This is a genomic window from Pedobacter sp. TM02 (assembly GCF_059705275.1).
Genome location: NZ_AP046530.1, coordinates 289,377 through 305,152, shown reverse-complemented (window position 1 = coordinate 305,152; position 15,776 = coordinate 289,377). Strand labels below are relative to the sequence as shown.

The window sequence follows — 15,776 nt, the reverse complement described above, 5'->3', positions numbered from 1 at the left end:
CGAGTGGCGACGGTATTAAATACAGAAAATCAAACTATTCTATTTGGCAGTAAATGATTTAGCAGTAATGAATAATCCTTCTTTAGAGGCTAGGGGCAACTCAACGCCTAAGGCTTGCTTAATCTTAGCGTTGCTAACTGTAAAATTTTCTGTAAGCTTATGCAAGCGCTCTGTATTGGCAGGAAAACCCATTAGATCGCCAATTTTCGCAAAAAAAACAACTATACGAGCTGGCAAAAACCAAAACTTCGGTTTTTGATTTAGTGCATCGGCTAAAACAGCTATTACCTCATTGGTAGATAGTGGGTCGTCATCAGCCAATTGATAGGTATCTGATGGGACATTTTGCCTAATTAATTCGGCAACTACAAAACAAAGATTCTCTATACTTAAAAATGATCTTCTGTTTTCGAACGAGGACAATGGATATGGTATATTTTTTTTAACAAATTTATAGAGCAGGTTTAAATTGCCTTTGTTTCCCGGGCCATGTATCATACAGGGGCGAATGATGTAATAGGATTTATCGGCAGGAAGATATTGTTCCTTAATGTATTCTTCAGCAAGAAGTTTTGACTTTCCATAGTCTGTCCTCGGATCAGGGATTACAGATTCAGTTAATAGCTCATCTGTATTGTCTCTCGAAGCTTTAACAGAGCTCAAAAAAATAAATTTGGTTGCATTAGATTCCAGAAACCTGGAATACAATTTTTTGGTTAGCTCAAAATTAACCTTATAATATTCTTCCTTATCTGCGCTTTTTTTCAAATCGTGTGCTTTTCCGGCCAAGTGTATTATAACATCACCATTAATTTCATAATCATCATCTCTAAGATTTAATGCCTGCACATCGAAACCTAGATCGGCTAGATATGGTTCAAGATTGCCGCCAACAAATCCTGTTAGCCCAGTAATTTGTATTTTTTCTTTCACTGGGATTTATTTAATCTGTAAATTTGATGCTCTCGTTTCTTTTAGGGCTGGTGTAATGTTACAAAAGCTAAACAAGAATAGCAGATATATAAAATCTATCATACCCTTGTCTGAAGCCTCTTCATAGATCTGTGCGCTGAAAAAACCAAAAATGAGAAATATAATAAGAGACATATAAACATCTCGATTAATTTTATAGGCAATAATTACATTATAGAAATAAAACAGCATAAAAAAGAAAAAAAAACAGACCCCAGTTTCTGCAATAAGGGTAATGTATAGATTATGCGCATTTGAGTAATCCAAAGCATCATCAATTTGTTTAACTGCGTTCTGAAAATTACCAAATCCCGTACCAAAATAATTATAATCACCTATTATAGTAAAACTTACGCGTTTAATTTCATTTCTGTCATCGGATTCTAATACCGCCCATACAGCGTCGAAATCTATTCCACTATTAATTTCTATATTTGAAACATTCCCAAGATCATTAGTAATGGATGATCCACCAATAAAACGAAGAATCAGGAAGTTTTTGTATTTATCTATTAAGGGCGTAAAAAGCAGGACATATAATAAAACAGCCACTGCTCCTATATATTTAAATGTTGTGCCGCTAAGCTTTACCTTTTTGATGTTAAATAAAGCATAAATAATCAAGCAAAGATAAATTCCCCTTGAGAAGAATGTAACCAAGGCAAGTATAACCACGATTTTCACATATTTGTTCTTTATCAATGGCAAGAACATCAACAGAATCATACCATTATGGTTACTTGCCCATAAACTACTCCCTCCCCTTATAAAAAGAAGGTTTGTTTGATAATCTATCGTACATACGTATCTATAAAAAAAACTCAGTGATACCCATGTTATCGCAATGGCGTTAATGGCTTTACCAGAATGTATCTTATGTGAAGTTGCCAAAAAGTAGTTATAATAGGCCAGGGCGCAAAAAAAAAGGTACAAATAAAAAAAATGGGTAATCAATCCATCTAACGACCTTATGTTTATAAATGGGAGCATTGCCATTAGCCCCAAGCCAAACAAAAAAAGGCTATTTTGGGATTTTTGAATATTAAAATATCGGAATATAATAATGGTGGAAAGCAAGAGTTCCCAATATGAATAAAAAACAAAGTGGATATTAGGAACTAGGTAAACGAGCCATTTCCCCGCAAATGCCAAAAAAGGCAGAAAGTATATATAATTAACCCTCTTAATAAGAAAAAATATTAACAGAAAATTCGTCAATATCGAAGAAGCAAAAAATACCCTGTCCATTATGCGAGTTTTGTAGCCCTAAAATAAGATACAAGTTTAAATAGTTCTTTTCTGTAGAAGAATGCAATTGCGACAAGCAGCCCCAACCTAAAAAGTGTATAATAGAAATAGTGGTCTATAAAATAAAAGTATCCTATGTTTGCAACCAAAACTATAAGTATAAACGGTATAATTATATCGTAAGAATGCTTAAGAATGTTAACGCCTGATTTAAATATATATTTCAAGACTAATGCCGAGCATATATACATTACAAAATAGGCCAAAGAAGAAGCAAAAATTACATATTTAAATCCGAATTGCTGAAAAATCAAATTGCTAAACAGAAGCGTGGAAATTCCTCCCAAAATAGCAATCACCGAAATAAAAATCATCTTTTTTTCATATTCGATAATAAGAGAATTAATTAGGAACAAATCATATATTACTAAAGGAAAGGTAAACCAGCCTAAAGCATAATGATATTCTAAATACTTATCTCCGGCAATGATGTATAATATTTCCTGCGAAAATATAACCAACAAAACAGCAATGCCACAGGTAATATAAAAATTGATCCTACACCCTAATCGTATAGACTTCTGGTCGTTATTTTGTAAGGCGACATAAAAATCTGGCAGGAAAGTGCTTCGTAGGGATCCGCTGACAAATAATAGTATGGAGGCAATTTGAGCCAGGATATTGAACTTGCCAACATTCACATAATTACCGTTCAAGCCAATAATTACTTTTGAAATCTGCTCAATAATTACGCCACTCAGCAAATTAGGTATCTGTGGTATGGAAAAATACAGAATGTATTTGAGGTGTTTCTTTGATATCTTCAAAGAAATCTCATGTCGCACTTTATAGAAGATATAAGCTAATAGCAGCACACTAATCAATAAAATCGAGTAAAATCCGCCATAGAACTTGTTATCTATTAAAAACCATGAAAACAGAAGCGTAAATATCAATGTGCCTGCCCCTTCAAGGAAGGTAATCCAAGAATATTCCTTACTTAATTTTAAAGGAATCAACAATTGATAATATATAGATATCATTGATTTGAGCAGGCCAAGGCTCAATAAAAAAATAACAAACCATTTCGCAATACCAAAATAAGTGGCTATGAAATCTATTTTAACCATTACTAATGATCCTACCACAAAGAAACACAATACATTTATGATCAATGTGTTTCCTACAAACTGATATAGATCATCCTGCTTTTCATAACAATATCTTCCTACTGCAGAACTTGTATTAAGCGTAACCAATATTGTGGCAAACCCCAGATAGCTTTGGTAAAGTATAAGTTTTCCATATTCTTCTGCATTGAGAACCCTTAACAGAAAAGGAATGATGAGCAGAGACAATAACCTCAAAAATACGCTCGCACTAAAATAGTTAAGGAAATGCTTAATATTCTTGTTAGATTTTATATGGGTTAAAAGATTATTCAACATGTTTTTTATCTCTTAAGATTATTTATAGGTAAATTATAGTATCTCCAATTAGATTGTTGCTATAACTTTTCGTCATAAATATATCTTCTTCAAGCTCACTATTTTGTTGTAAATAAATTTCTCTAACCTTATTTTGGTCATATTTGTCCAATATACTTAATAATTCTGTGGTGGTTCTATAAAGCCTAAATGAAAATACCTTATCATTTAACGGACATTTATCTTCATTCGCTGATAGGCAGAGCCAAAACACCAAAAAACCATTATAGGCAAGTTCGTAAATTACAGAACTAAAAAAAGTAAAGCAAACTACGTTAGCATTTTGCAAAACACTCCGATCTGTAAATAGAATATTTTTATAACAGGCCAGCTTATTGAAGTTTTGAGGATTAGAATCAACGTGCAAGACTAAGTTGAATGTAAAGTTTTCGCTTCCATAAAGTTTATCCAGTATCTTAAAAAGCTCATCGATTGTGCTCATTTCAGCCTCGCCAAGATGAGACCCTGGTAATTGGCCATCAATCCCGGATGTAAAAAAGACAATCGTTCTTTTTACATCCGGGCTGATCAGATTTGCCTGAATTCTTTTATCAACGTTGTCTAGCAAATTTTCCTTATCCTTTACCCTGCTATAACCAACCAGCAACAATTTGGTCCTGTTTCTTTTTATCCTATTGAAATATCCTAGGCTGTTTTTGCTTTTACATAACGCATAATCTACCCCATAGGCACCATATTTATTAGACCCATAATGATCTAAACTCATAGGCCTAAGTAGTGCTCGGGTAATAAAGTACTTTATTTGTCTAAAGAATGAATTACGAGAATTATAATCAACAAATCCTTCTTCTATTAAGAAAGTTTTGATTGAGTTGGCAAAGGAAAATCTAATTAGCCATTTTTCAAAGAAACCGATGTCGTTTGCTAGAACCAACTTAGAAACCTTTTCATCTGTTATGATCTTTCTTATTTGATGTATGTTATCTTGCAATACTTTTTGGCCAAAGACATAATCGCGTATTTTAAAATAATCTATACTACAATTTATGCTGTGAACTTGGTATGTTTTAGACAAGGCTAGGTTATCGATAAACTCTCTTGATCGTTCTTTGTTGGCCTGTTTTAGATTGATCAGCATAAACTCGATGCCATTTTTATCGAAATACCTTAAAATATCTGAATATAGGCTCAGGTGGTTATTGGTCGACAAGATGAATGCATGTATCATATCTACCCTATTATATTCTTAATGATAGCAGAAATATCCTCTCCAATGGCTTCTTTTTTAGTCGCACTACCGATATGAGGATGGTCACTTTTCATCAAGCCATCTATTTCTTCAATAAATGTATTCATTACACTGCTTACCTTGATATCCATCCCGTTTAGTTTTTCTAAAGATAAGACACTGACTCCTTTTGCTTTAGCCGTTTCCAACACAGCAGAATAGCACCCAATTACCAAGTCGGTTGTTTTCAGTATCTCATCAATATTAAATTCATCTTCAATAATGGAGTATTTATGGAAATACTCTTTACAATAGGTGATGCTTTTTTTGCTCTCTCTAGGATGGAGCTTAATAATGACATTATATTTGTCGTCAATCTGGCTAAATACTTTAGACAGAAAAACATTTATCTCTGTCAGGTATTCCTCTCCTTTTATTTCCTGAATAACTTCGGTTACATAAAGTACATTTTTTTTATCGTTGGCTGCGAATATAGTTTTCCTATCTTCTTCATGTTCGGGCAGATTAAATAAAAAAATCTTATCAGAATCTTTCCCGTTGTTTTGAATAAGATTGTAAGTATCTTTAGAATTACATAATACATATGATTCCTTTTTATAGAAACCTGGTATATCCCCAGCAAAACTAAATAACCTTTCGACCTTTAGAAATCTCATGATTTTTAAGAACAAGGTATTAAACTTAGGCGCAATATCTTCTCTATGATTTGTATTTAAAAATAGCGTATTCTGTACAACAATGATCTTAATCTGCTTTTTTATGCAGATTTCCTGGATATATCTAATGTATAGGCCACCCAAGTCTGTTGTTAAAATAACGGTATCTGGCCTATCAAACAACAACTTAAAAAAAATAAAGCCGAAATTGACTACGAGAATTGGCAGCTTTATTATGCTTACCAATGCGTTCTTACTTTCGAAAGACGGAATTAAAAATTGCCTATTTATCTTTAAAGACAATTTAGACAGGTATTTTTCATTTATTTGATTAAAAAATCTATTGCCAGGAATATACAACAATTTCAGCCTAAATTGATTGCTTAGAGTTTTGCCCAGATAATCTATAACCTTTATATGAGTATAGATATAATACGGGATAATAAAGATCTTATTCTCCTTTGTACTTTCCATAATTCAGCAATACTTTCGAAAATTTAAACATGGCCTTAATCATGCGCATCCTGGTGTGCTTCTCAAATATGAGCCTGTGCAAGAACCTTAATCCGAGTTTGTTGATTAAAGGTGGGAAATAGTGCAACTCTTTATTTGCGCCAACTTGGGAAATAAATGCCCCACAGGTATAAATATTTGACGTTTTGTTTAATTTTCTTAATTCTAATGCCATTTCATCTTGTAATGGACAACCCAGCCCCAGTACCACAACGTCATAATTTTTTTTGCCTATTTCCTCGATCTCCTGCAGCAATTTGGTTTTATTCTCAAAAAATCCACTCTGACAGACAATGTTGAGATCTTTAAACCTTTCTTTCACTGAAGCGGTAAAGTCCTTGGCCTCATCTGGAGTGCCTCCCAACAAGAAAACAGATTTGCTTTCTCTTTCGCATTTGTCAAATATTATTGGTGCAAACGATGAAAAATCAAACGAAATCCTGATTGTTTTCTTTGCCGAGCATAGATTGTTCAGCTTTGTCATTACCAGACCGTCGCTTATTAGGTAGTCAAACTGCGTATAGTCAACATCGGATTCTATAGCAGTTGTAAAACTTATAAAATTAATAAATGTTGCAGTAATGGTTTTGTCATCGTTAAATATAACATCATCAATACGTTGAGGGCACTTACTATAGAATAATTTAAAATTCACGTATTACAAATTAGATTTAATTTCAACAAGTCACTAATCGTCAGCTCCTATTACTATTTCGTAAAACACAGCCTTATTGAAAGATTAATAGCCACCAATTTTATTATAAAACTTGAAATTTTTTAAATGCTCCTCAATCGAGCAGATATCGCTTTTATCTTTACCTAAAAAGGATTGTACCATTTTCAGTACCCCTGGTTTATAATCTAAATCATTAGTGTAATCAGTATTAGTTCCGTTAACCGCTACACTACCTTTAGCCTGAACATGCAATTGTTCTAAGGGCTTAAGGTAGTATCTATTATTTGTCGTTAAGATCTCAATTGCCCATCGGCCTGCAGAGTCCCAGTTTGAAGAATAGGAAAAAGGGATGTTATTTTCAGTTACGCCGTTTCCCATAAATATTGAGCCACTAGAATGCCATTGAACAGCACTTCCCGATACTTGTGCATCCAAGCTTTTGGGCCGACCAGCTAAATAGAATACGGTATCGATAACATGACTAGAATTAGCAATAATAAATTTATTTAATACATTTTCAGAAAACTTATTGGTATCAATAGTATGTACCCATTCTGTAAATTCAAAATTCACCGAAATGATGCCGCCTTCTGCCTCAATTTTTTTCTTAAGTTCTATTACTGATGCATAAAATCTGCGGTTATAGGCCACAAATACATGCGCATTATGCTGTTTGCTGTTTGTTATAATCTCTTCAACCTCATTAAGGTTTAGCCCAACCGGTTTTTCTACCAAGATATTTTTTACTCCCATTTGAATGAGCTTTAGTGTAGTTGGCACAAGCTCTTCGATAGAAACGGCAACAATTGCATTTTCAGGAATTTTTCCGGCATATTCTTGCACATAATTTAGTAGTCCGCCCGAAACCGCACTAATGTCAAAGGCTTTCTTCAATTCGTTTATCTTTTCTTCTCCTCTTCCAACGACTAAAAAATCTACCTCTAATTTTTTTAAGACCTTGATATATTCGGTGGCCATATAGCCTGCGCCTATTAACAAACAATTATTTTGCATTTATTTTTGAGTTTTAAGTTATTGGACAGCGATCAGTATCTTCTCCTATATGCTTGCTGAAAATCGGCAACATTGCATTAATCATTTGTTGATGTAATTTGCTTGAAACCGAATACTCCGTTAAGCCCGCATCTTCTCCTTTTAAAATACGTTCGGCAACTAAATTAGTCATCTGGCTTTGATAAAGAATCTCAAAGCTTGTGTGAACAGGTTGCCAGTTGTCTTCTTTTTTACTACTTGTTAACACCCCATTTGCTTCGTCAATTTGCCAACAGTAGTTTTCAGCCAATATTTGGATTTTTATAGGAGCTGTTGAATTTTCTCTCGAGTGAAGGAATAATTCAGAGCCATTTGATTGCCTACCAATCAATGTCCCCAATAATTCGAGATAGCCGCTTCTTTTACCTTCAATAACTTTTAAAATGCCATCGATATTGTATTCAAAATCATCATTGCCATTTAGGTATCCCAAAGTATCTATAAAATGGATAGAATTACAGGCTAGCCCCCAGTCTCCACCAATAGCCGTGAATGTTAATTTTTCGTCTTTTTGGATTAATTTCTTGATACTTTGGTAAACAGGCATAAATCTTCTTGGACAGTTTACCCAGCAATTGATACCATTTTGATTAATCAATTCCTGGACTTTATTATATTCTTCGATTTTTTGGAATAAAATCTTTTCGAGAATAAGGTTTTTTACCTTTTTCTTATCCAAAAGTTCTACCAAAATCTTATACCTAAAACCGGCAGTTGTAGCAACAATGCAAACATCAATTTCATCGGCTAAGAGATCTATTGAATTATAGTACTTGACTTTATCACGGTCTGATTCGTTTAGAATCTCATTTGCTCGCTGCTTGGCTATTTCTAGAGACGCACTACTAGGATCGACAACCTCTATCGCAATCTGATCTTCCATTTTGGAGAGCCCTTGCAGGTGCCTGCTGCCGAGCTGTCCTGCCCCTATTATTACAATTTTTTTCATTTAATAACTATATGCTTGTCCATCCTCCATCAACAACTAAATTGTGTCCAGTTATGTATGATGCTTCGTCGGCTAATAGGTAATGAACCGCAGCAACAATATCATCTGGTGTTCCCATTCGCCTTAATGGAACCTTACTATTGTATCTATTCACAAATTCTTCTGGCTGATGATCAAAGATACCGCCAGGAGAAACCGTATTAACCCTTAAACCATAAGGGCCGTAATAGGCTGCGAGATACCTGGTTAAATTGTTTATGCCGCCTTTAATAGCCGAATATGCTCCTGGCATAGTCATATTGCTTCCTTCATAAACAGTAAAATCTGGACCAACCAAACCATAAATGGATGACATATTGATCAGCGCTCCAAAGCCTTGGACCTTCATCTGCTCTAGTGCCAGTTTACAACAAATAAAGTAGCCGTTAAGATGCATATCTACATTTTTTTTCCACGAATCGAACGGAATATCTTCAAATTTAAGTCCCCAATCTTTCGTTCTTGGATAGGCATTATTTACCCAGCCATCTAATCGACCATGCTTTTGAATAATACTTTCGATAGCGATACGTACAGAATTTTCATCGGTAATATCTATCGCAACATCCAGATCATTGGTTGCCGATAGGTCTGCCGAGATAGCCGTTGCTCCTTGATCTCTTAGACTCTGGGTGATTCTGCTTCCTAAAAGACCATTGCCTCCAGTAACAACTATAACCTTATTTTTTACAGAAAACATTGCTTCTAATTATATTTGCGAAATACTGGTTTTATAACGGGAGAGTTTAAGTATTCTTCAACCCCATTCTCAAGAGCTTGTTTATACACTTTTAGAGAAGCCTCTACAGCGGCCAGCGTTTTCTCTAACTCTTTTGATTGGTGCGCATAAGAAATAGCAATATAAGGCATGATTACTTTATTGTTGACCATCTCTTGCGCAAACAATGTTCTTAGCGCCAAGGAAACCTGTCCATCAGAATCTTTTGTGATATAAGCCGGAGAGCATGGATAGCCTTCAACATAAAAATTATCATTGATACCCAATTCCCTAGCAATATCATTCATTCCATCCATCAGCTTTTGGCCGTAAGACCAGAAGTGCTCTATAACAGAATCTCTTTTTAAGATTTCCATGGTTTTAATAAAAGCACCCAGACCACTCATTTCTGCACCATGCGTTGTAGAAGTTAAGAACACCCTTTCTGCACCTTCATTTAAAATACCTCCTAATTCCATTATCTCTCTTTTACCCCCTAAAGCTGCAACAGCGAAACCATTTGCCATTGCTTTGCCAAATGTGCACAAGTCTGGCTGAATGTTAAAATATGTTTGCGCCCCCTGCATATGCCATCTAAAACCTGTAATCATCTCATCGATAATAAACACTGTTCCGTTGCTTTTGGTCAATTGCTGCACTTGCTGCAAAAAATCATCTATTGGTGCCACAGTTGTTGTAGCTTCCATCATAACTGCGGCAATTTGGCCCGGGTATTGATCAAAAAGCTTTTTTAAAGATTCGATATCGTTGTAATGGAATTTTAATGTAAGGGCTTGAACTTCTTCTGGTACTCCTTTGTTCATTACAGTAGAACCGATAAACCAATCGTCATAAGAGAAAAAAGGCTGTTCAAATGGTACGGCAATATATTTTCTTTTTGTATACGCTCTTGCCAATTTCATTGCCGCGCTTGTAACTGCCGATCCATGTTTTGCGAACTTCACCATATCCACGGCAGGAATAAGATCTATTAATAACTCTGCAGCCTTTAATTCTGTAATTGAAGCCCTAGTTAAGTTGTTCCCCTTTAATATTTCGTCATAGCAAGCATCAGCAACTTCTTTATTGGCATAGCCAATGTTAACTGAACGTAAGCCCATTCCATAATCCAAAAATTCATTCCCTTCATTATCTGTCACATAGGCCCCTTCTCCACTCTCTAGAATTGATGGCGCATTGATTGGAAATTGATCATCGCCTCTTGAATATGTATGAGCTCCACCTGGAATAGCTTTGTGAAGTCTATTTTTAAATTCACTGTTCATAACTATTTTTCTAATTGTTTTTGCTTGTTAAAATTGGTCCAATATTCTTCGCTTAAAGCAGAATTAATCTTCTCGAATCCATTTTCAATTATTAAATCAATAAGCTCCTTATCTCCCGTACTTATGATTTCCTTGCCTTTAAATTCTATGATTTTTTTAAAGAAAGATGCATCATCTGGATAATCTAATGTCAATCTTAGGTTATCGTCTTCTTTAAAGTCGGTTATTGCTATTGTCTCTATCTTATCTGCATCAAAAATTTTGCCCCAGCCTGTTTCAAGCACCTGCTGGTTTATATTTTTTAAAGATTCCTCTAAAAAATCGGTCGTATAGCCAGCTACGTTCATACCCAACGGCAATCCTTTTGTGCTTGCATACGAAGATCCCAAATTTAATTTTTCGATTACCATTCTAGCGGCTTTGGGCGAACAAAGTATATCGTCTCCATCAATAGATATAATGCTTTTGATGTCATTGGCTTTTGCACACTCCAGATGTCTTAATGGAATATTTTGATCGGAGCCGTAAAACACCTCAACACCAGTATCTTTAAAAAAATCTTCAAACTTTTTATTTTCTGCAAGTACCGACGTTGTAATGTAAATCTTAACTTGCGCTTGACCAATTTCTGTTTTGAACTCCTGCTGAAATCTTTCTACAAGCCATTCGATAAATGTCTTGCCTTCAACCTCTATCAGGTGTTTTTGGGAAAGCCTTGTAGATCCTAGCCTTGCCGTTATAAATATCCCATTCATTTTACTACAAAGTTATAATTTGGTTTTTCGTATCAGAATCTTCCACAGCATACAAGATCTTTAAAACCTGATGATCGTGTTCTAATGTATTTGGAAACGCCTCTTCATTTTTGGCCGCTTTTAAGAATGCCTGCATTTCATCAATATACATCTGCTCGGTAATATTTTTATTATAGCCATCTTGAGCTGACAGGGTTTCATAGGTTATTTCTTCCCATGTATTCAATTCTGGGTCAAAAATCTTGATCATGTTATCTTCCCAGTTCCAATATAGCTGTTTTTCTTCTCCATTTATCACCAATCTCCTTGTAGCGTTTCTGGAAACAACATCTACAGAGAGGTTAAAAATACTTTTCCCATAATCCATCAATAAATTATAGGTATCGTCTATTTCATCAGCTCCTTTAATATCAATTGTTTTTTTAAAGAAGCCCGTAACCCTTTTGGGCATCCCCAAGACCAATGTAATCCATGTAAGCTCAAAAGGCACTATCTCCCGACCGCCACCGGTAGCTTTGTTAGAAACATAATATTCCGATACGGCTTCATACGTATGCCAATCTGGCAGGTATTGACCAGAATGATAAAGAAAATTGGTAACCTTACCTAATACATTATTTTTAATTATATCACTGATCTTTTTTATGGCGGGATGAAAATATAGCGTACAAGACGGCGCAAGGCATACATGTTTGCTCTTTGCATCCGCTATCATCACTTCAAAGTCGATATCAACTACGCTTGCTTCGATAAAGGCAGGTATTCCCAAATCTATTGCCTTTTTCATATAAATATGATGAATATCTGGAGGCAACGATATAATAAAGGCTCCCACATCATATTTATGAATAGCGTCAACAAAGCTACTGAACGTCTCGATCTGATAGCGTTCTTCTGTTTCAAGCCTTCTATCTTCCCTTAAATCAAAACCTATAATATTTTTTAGCCCTATAGCTTGGAGGTTGCGTACTCTCCTTTTTCCCATTGAGCCCAAACCAATAACTAGAACAAAGTTTTCCATTATTAAAATTTAATATAATTTATATCTTCTTGTGCTTTTTTAAAATCATCATGTTTACCAATGTCCAACCAATAGCCCCTTAATGGATATGAGGTAACTTTACAGCCTTCATTAATCAGGTTTTCTAATAGATCGGTAGCATTAAAAGCTGTGTTGCTCGGTATTTTATTGCAAATTTCCTTCTTCATAAGGTATATGCCTGCATTAGCAAAGTAAGTATAGGTTGGTTTTTCGCTAAAGCTTAATATTCTATTATTTGAAGTTTCTAAAATTGCATATGGAATGTTGACATTATAAGGTATTGTAGCTACGGAAAAGTCGGCATCGGATTTGATAAATTCCAAAAAGAAATTCTCATAATCCAAGTTGGTTAGAATATCAGAATTGGTTACCAAAACATAATCGTGCTCAAATTGATCGATTAATGAAACCGATCCTATAGTTCCCAAAGGAGAATCTTCCTCTATATATTTAACATTTATCCCTTTTTCTTGTCCATTCCCAATTTTATCTTTTATTAAACCGCCCAAATACCTTATTGAAATCCAAAAATCATCGACACCAAAGCTAGCCAACCTATCTAAATTGTGTTCGATTATTGGCTTATCGCCTACCTTTAATAAGGGTTTGGGCAATGTATCTGTAAGCGGTTTAAGCCTTTCTCCCCTACCACCGGCCATTATTATGGCGTCTAGCGGCAAATAAGATTTATAAAACCTAAAATTGATTATATTTATTACGACTCCATTTTTATCTAAAATCGGTAGTATTTTAAAGTTGTCGTTTCTGTAATTAACAACGTCGTTTATCGTATAATTCCCTCTTTGGATAAATTTTGGATTTTCTTTTATGAATTCATCCACAACAGAGTCGAGATCCAAGCCTCTCAGCAACCCTCTGCGGATATCGCCATCTGTTAAAGATCCCAGTAATTTCCCTTCTGCATCAACAACAAACAGGATTGCATCCAACGCCAACTCGTTTAATTTTGCCAAGCAGTCTTTAATTGGCGTTAAAGAGGCTACTAAATGCTTTTTATAATCATTTTTCATATTGTTTATTTGGGCATTGCCGTGGCAAAGTTCTTCAATTCACTTATTGCCAGAGAAATTGCATTTTCATTTTTATAAATATTCGTTCCGTTATACGATCCAAGCTCTTCTATTTCCTTAATTTTTTCTAATATAGCTCTATGCTCTATTTCTACATTAAAGATATTTTCGCTACAAGCTCTTCCTTCTTGTCTATTTCCCAAGTTAATAACATATTTTTTAAATGAGGCCGCTTCGATTATTCCGCTTGAAGTATTGCCCAACAAAAATTTGGCATGGGTTATTGCAGAAAAATAGCTTTGCGTACCTAAGTTTTCTATTAAAAATACATTTTCTAATTTACTCAACTCATTGATGAATATAGTTCTGACCAAATTGCCTGCAGTATCTGCATTTGGCATGGTAATAAGATATTGGTAATCTGGCCGGGCATTAATTACCGCAACTATTTCCTGTGCATATTTTACATTTTCATCAGCTTTGATAGTTTCTGGATGAAAAGTAACCAATATGGTTTTATGTTTAAAGTTAACGCCCCACTTTGTCTCAAAATCTGCTGTCGATAATATTTTCACATCACTCAAGTTTTCCAGACTTAAGGCACCCACATTAAAGATGAGACTATTTTCATCAAGCATATTTGCTAGCCTATCCTTGTAGGTTTGAGTTGAGGCAAAATGAATACTTGAAGCATGGGAAATAGCATGCCTAAAGATATTGTCAATGGCTCCCATTGTTTTTTCGCCACCGTGTAAGTGGGCAAATTTAACTTGAAAGGGTATGGCAGCCATCACTGCGGCAAACATTTCATAACGATCCCCTAAACTAAGTACCACATCAAATTTTTCAGCATGTTCTTTCCAGAAGTCTGCAAACTTGATCATGGTAAGCCCCATTGCAGTACTTATTGCATTGGCCGAATCTGTAAGCATCATTGATTCAACTGTATATTTGACTTCAAAGCCCGCTGCTGTTACTTGATTGATGCTTTTGCCGTGAAATTCGGAAAGATGTGTTCCAAAAGCTATGATAGCCAATTCAAAAAAAGAATCTTTTTTTATTGCCTTTAATAGAGGCAAGTAAATTCCAAAATCGGCCCTCGAACTTGTAAGTACACCTATTCTCATCTATTTGAAATCTTTAAATGTAAGTTTGTGTCCGGCAGATAAATCAGTTAAAATAGTTCGGCCGATTACTTCCCGCATTTTCATTGGAGAGATCCCATCTCCTGGACGCAACATTTCCAGGTCATCTTCTGTCAGGATTTCTCCCTCAAGCTTGTTATTTACAAGATGTATGCTTTTTCGGGCAATTGCTATATTTTTAAGTTCAGAAGCACTTGGTTCTTTGTTTGAGGATCCTAACGAATTCTCTATATGTCTAATAGCAGTTACCATAGCTTTGAGCTCTTCTGGCTCCAGCGATGCAGCATGGTCTGGGCCTGGCAGTGTTCTATCTAAAGTAAAATGTTTTTCAATTACGGTAGCCCCTAAAGCTACTGCCGCAATAGGCACTTCTATGCCTAGCGTATGATCAGAATAGCCCACCTCAACACCAAATTCATCTTTGATGGCATTCATTGCCAAAAGGTTCACATCTTCATAAGGCGTCGGGTATTCGGTATTGCAATGCAATACGGTAATCTTCGCGTTTGATTTTGCCTTTATTACTGCTATCGCTTCACCTATCTCTTCCATGGTGCTCATACCCGTAGAGAGAATAATTTCTTCGGCTAGTTCTGCAATTTTTTCAAGATATGGCAGGTTTGTAAGCTCACCAGAGGGTATTTTAAACAACTTTAAGCCTAACTCTTTCAAGAAATCAAGGCTATCTAAATCAAATGCAGTAGAGAAGAAATTTATATCTTTTGACCTGCAATATTCAACAAGATCATGATGATCATCTTTTGACAACTCGAGGTTCTTTAGCATCTGCAGCTGGCTTATAGAATCATCACCAGTATTTTTACTCTGATAAGCCGCCTTAACCGCTGCCTTACTCACTAGTTTTGATGCATTGAAGGTCTGGAATTTCACATAATCAACTCCAGCCGCCACTGCAGCATCTATAAGTTTTTTAGCTTGAAGTATGTCGCCATTATGGTTTACACCAGCTTCTGCAATAATTATTGTTCTATTCAT

15 protein-coding genes are annotated in these 15,776 nt (G+C 35.2%); all 15 read right to left on the bottom strand.

Annotated features, from left to right (window positions below; all coding sequences use genetic code 11):
* Positions 1-39: 39 nt before the first annotated feature.
* Positions 40-933, bottom strand: coding sequence for an NAD-dependent epimerase/dehydratase family protein (locus AC6H1S_RS01375; protein WP_497564851.1), 894 nt, complete (start codon positions 931-933; stop codon positions 40-42).
* Between the two features lie 6 nt (positions 934-939).
* Positions 940-2,220 carry a hypothetical protein gene (locus AC6H1S_RS01370; RefSeq protein ID WP_497564850.1) on the bottom strand — a complete coding sequence of 427 codons (1,281 nt, stop codon included), beginning with the start codon at positions 2,218-2,220 and terminating at the stop codon, positions 940-942.
* Complete coding sequence (locus AC6H1S_RS01365; RefSeq protein WP_497564849.1) at positions 2,220-3,668, bottom strand: lipopolysaccharide biosynthesis protein; 1,449 nt, start codon at positions 3,666-3,668, stop codon at positions 2,220-2,222. Before AC6H1S_RS01365 ends, AC6H1S_RS01370 begins: the two co-directional genes overlap by 1 nt.
* Positions 3,669-3,690: 22 nt before the next feature.
* A complete protein-coding gene (locus AC6H1S_RS01360; protein WP_497564848.1) occupies positions 3,691-4,806 on the bottom strand; it encodes a hypothetical protein in 1,116 nt (371 codons plus the stop codon).
* A gap of 92 nt (positions 4,807-4,898) precedes the next feature.
* Positions 4,899-6,047 carry a hypothetical protein gene (locus tag AC6H1S_RS01355; protein WP_497564847.1) on the bottom strand — a complete coding sequence of 383 codons (1,149 nt, stop codon included), beginning with the start codon at positions 6,045-6,047 and terminating at the stop codon, positions 4,899-4,901.
* Entirely contained in the window at positions 6,025-6,741 is a 717-nt protein-coding gene (locus tag AC6H1S_RS01350; protein ID WP_497564846.1) for a WecB/TagA/CpsF family glycosyltransferase, read from the bottom strand. Before AC6H1S_RS01350 ends, AC6H1S_RS01355 begins: the two co-directional genes overlap by 23 nt.
* A gap of 84 nt (positions 6,742-6,825) precedes the next feature.
* Entirely contained in the window at positions 6,826-7,776 is a 951-nt protein-coding gene (locus AC6H1S_RS01345; protein ID WP_497564845.1) for a Gfo/Idh/MocA family protein, read from the bottom strand.
* Positions 7,777-7,789: 13 nt separating this feature from the next.
* Positions 7,790-8,764 carry a Gfo/Idh/MocA family oxidoreductase gene (locus AC6H1S_RS01340; protein ID WP_497564844.1) on the bottom strand — a complete coding sequence of 325 codons (975 nt, stop codon included), beginning with the start codon at positions 8,762-8,764 and terminating at the stop codon, positions 7,790-7,792.
* A 7-nt stretch (positions 8,765-8,771) separates the two neighbouring features.
* Positions 8,772-9,503, bottom strand: a complete 732-nt coding sequence (locus tag AC6H1S_RS01335) for an SDR family oxidoreductase (RefSeq protein ID WP_497564843.1) — start codon at positions 9,501-9,503, stop codon at positions 8,772-8,774.
* 5 nt (positions 9,504-9,508) lie between these two features.
* Positions 9,509-10,807 (bottom strand): glutamate-1-semialdehyde 2,1-aminomutase, encoded by a 1,299-nt coding sequence (locus AC6H1S_RS01330; protein WP_497564842.1) that lies wholly within the window; start codon positions 10,805-10,807, stop codon positions 9,509-9,511.
* A 2-nt stretch (positions 10,808-10,809) separates the two neighbouring features.
* Positions 10,810-11,562 (bottom strand): cytidylyltransferase domain-containing protein, encoded by a 753-nt coding sequence (locus AC6H1S_RS01325; RefSeq protein WP_497564841.1) that lies wholly within the window; start codon positions 11,560-11,562, stop codon positions 10,810-10,812.
* Between the two features lie 4 nt (positions 11,563-11,566).
* The gene (locus AC6H1S_RS01320; protein WP_497564840.1) at positions 11,567-12,583 is read right to left on the bottom strand and encodes a Gfo/Idh/MocA family protein; all 1,017 of its coding nucleotides are present in this window, start codon (positions 12,581-12,583) and stop codon (positions 11,567-11,569) included.
* A 2-nt stretch (positions 12,584-12,585) separates the two neighbouring features.
* Positions 12,586-13,635: a nucleotidyltransferase family protein gene (locus AC6H1S_RS01315; RefSeq protein ID WP_497564839.1), complete on the bottom strand. Its 1,050-nt coding sequence runs from the start codon at positions 13,633-13,635 to the stop codon at positions 12,586-12,588.
* A 5-nt stretch (positions 13,636-13,640) separates the two neighbouring features.
* Positions 13,641-14,762 carry a UDP-N-acetylglucosamine 2-epimerase gene (gene neuC, locus AC6H1S_RS01310; protein ID WP_497564838.1) on the bottom strand — a complete coding sequence of 374 codons (1,122 nt, stop codon included), beginning with the start codon at positions 14,760-14,762 and terminating at the stop codon, positions 13,641-13,643.
* Entirely contained in the window at positions 14,763-15,776 is a 1,014-nt protein-coding gene (gene neuB / locus AC6H1S_RS01305; RefSeq protein ID WP_497564837.1) for an N-acetylneuraminate synthase, read from the bottom strand.

Bases quoted from the DNA above. Each gene is read 5' to 3' on its own strand.
- AC6H1S_RS01370 (WP_497564850.1), bottom strand. From the start codon at position 2,220: ATGGACAGGGTATTTTTTGCTTCTTCGATATTGACGAATTTTCTGTTA.
- AC6H1S_RS01365 (WP_497564849.1), bottom strand. From the start codon at position 3,668: ATGTTGAATAATCTTTTAACCCATATAAAATCTAACAAGAATATTAAG.
- AC6H1S_RS01360 (WP_497564848.1), bottom strand. From the start codon at position 4,806: ATGCTGATCAATCTAAAACAGGCCAACAAAGAACGATCAAGAGAGTTT.
- AC6H1S_RS01355 (WP_497564847.1), bottom strand. From the start codon at position 6,047: ATGGAAAGTACAAAGGAGAATAAGATCTTTATTATCCCGTATTATATC.
- AC6H1S_RS01345 (WP_497564845.1), bottom strand. From the start codon at position 7,776: ATGCAAAATAATTGTTTGTTAATAGGCGCAGGCTATATGGCCACCGAA.
- AC6H1S_RS01340 (WP_497564844.1), bottom strand. From the start codon at position 8,764: ATGAAAAAAATTGTAATAATAGGGGCAGGACAGCTCGGCAGCAGGCAC.
- AC6H1S_RS01335 (WP_497564843.1), bottom strand. From the start codon at position 9,503: ATGTTTTCTGTAAAAAATAAGGTTATAGTTGTTACTGGAGGCAATGGT.
- AC6H1S_RS01330 (WP_497564842.1), bottom strand. From the start codon at position 10,807: ATGAACAGTGAATTTAAAAATAGACTTCACAAAGCTATTCCAGGTGGA.
- AC6H1S_RS01325 (WP_497564841.1), bottom strand. From the start codon at position 11,562: ATGAATGGGATATTTATAACGGCAAGGCTAGGATCTACAAGGCTTTCC.
- AC6H1S_RS01320 (WP_497564840.1), bottom strand. From the start codon at position 12,583: ATGGAAAACTTTGTTCTAGTTATTGGTTTGGGCTCAATGGGAAAAAGG.
- AC6H1S_RS01315 (WP_497564839.1), bottom strand. From the start codon at position 13,635: ATGAAAAATGATTATAAAAAGCATTTAGTAGCCTCTTTAACGCCAATT.
- neuC (WP_497564838.1), bottom strand. From the start codon at position 14,762: ATGAGAATAGGTGTACTTACAAGTTCGAGGGCCGATTTTGGAATTTAC.
- neuB (WP_497564837.1), bottom strand. From the start codon at position 15,776: ATGAATAGAACAATAATTATTGCAGAAGCTGGTGTAAACCATAATGGC.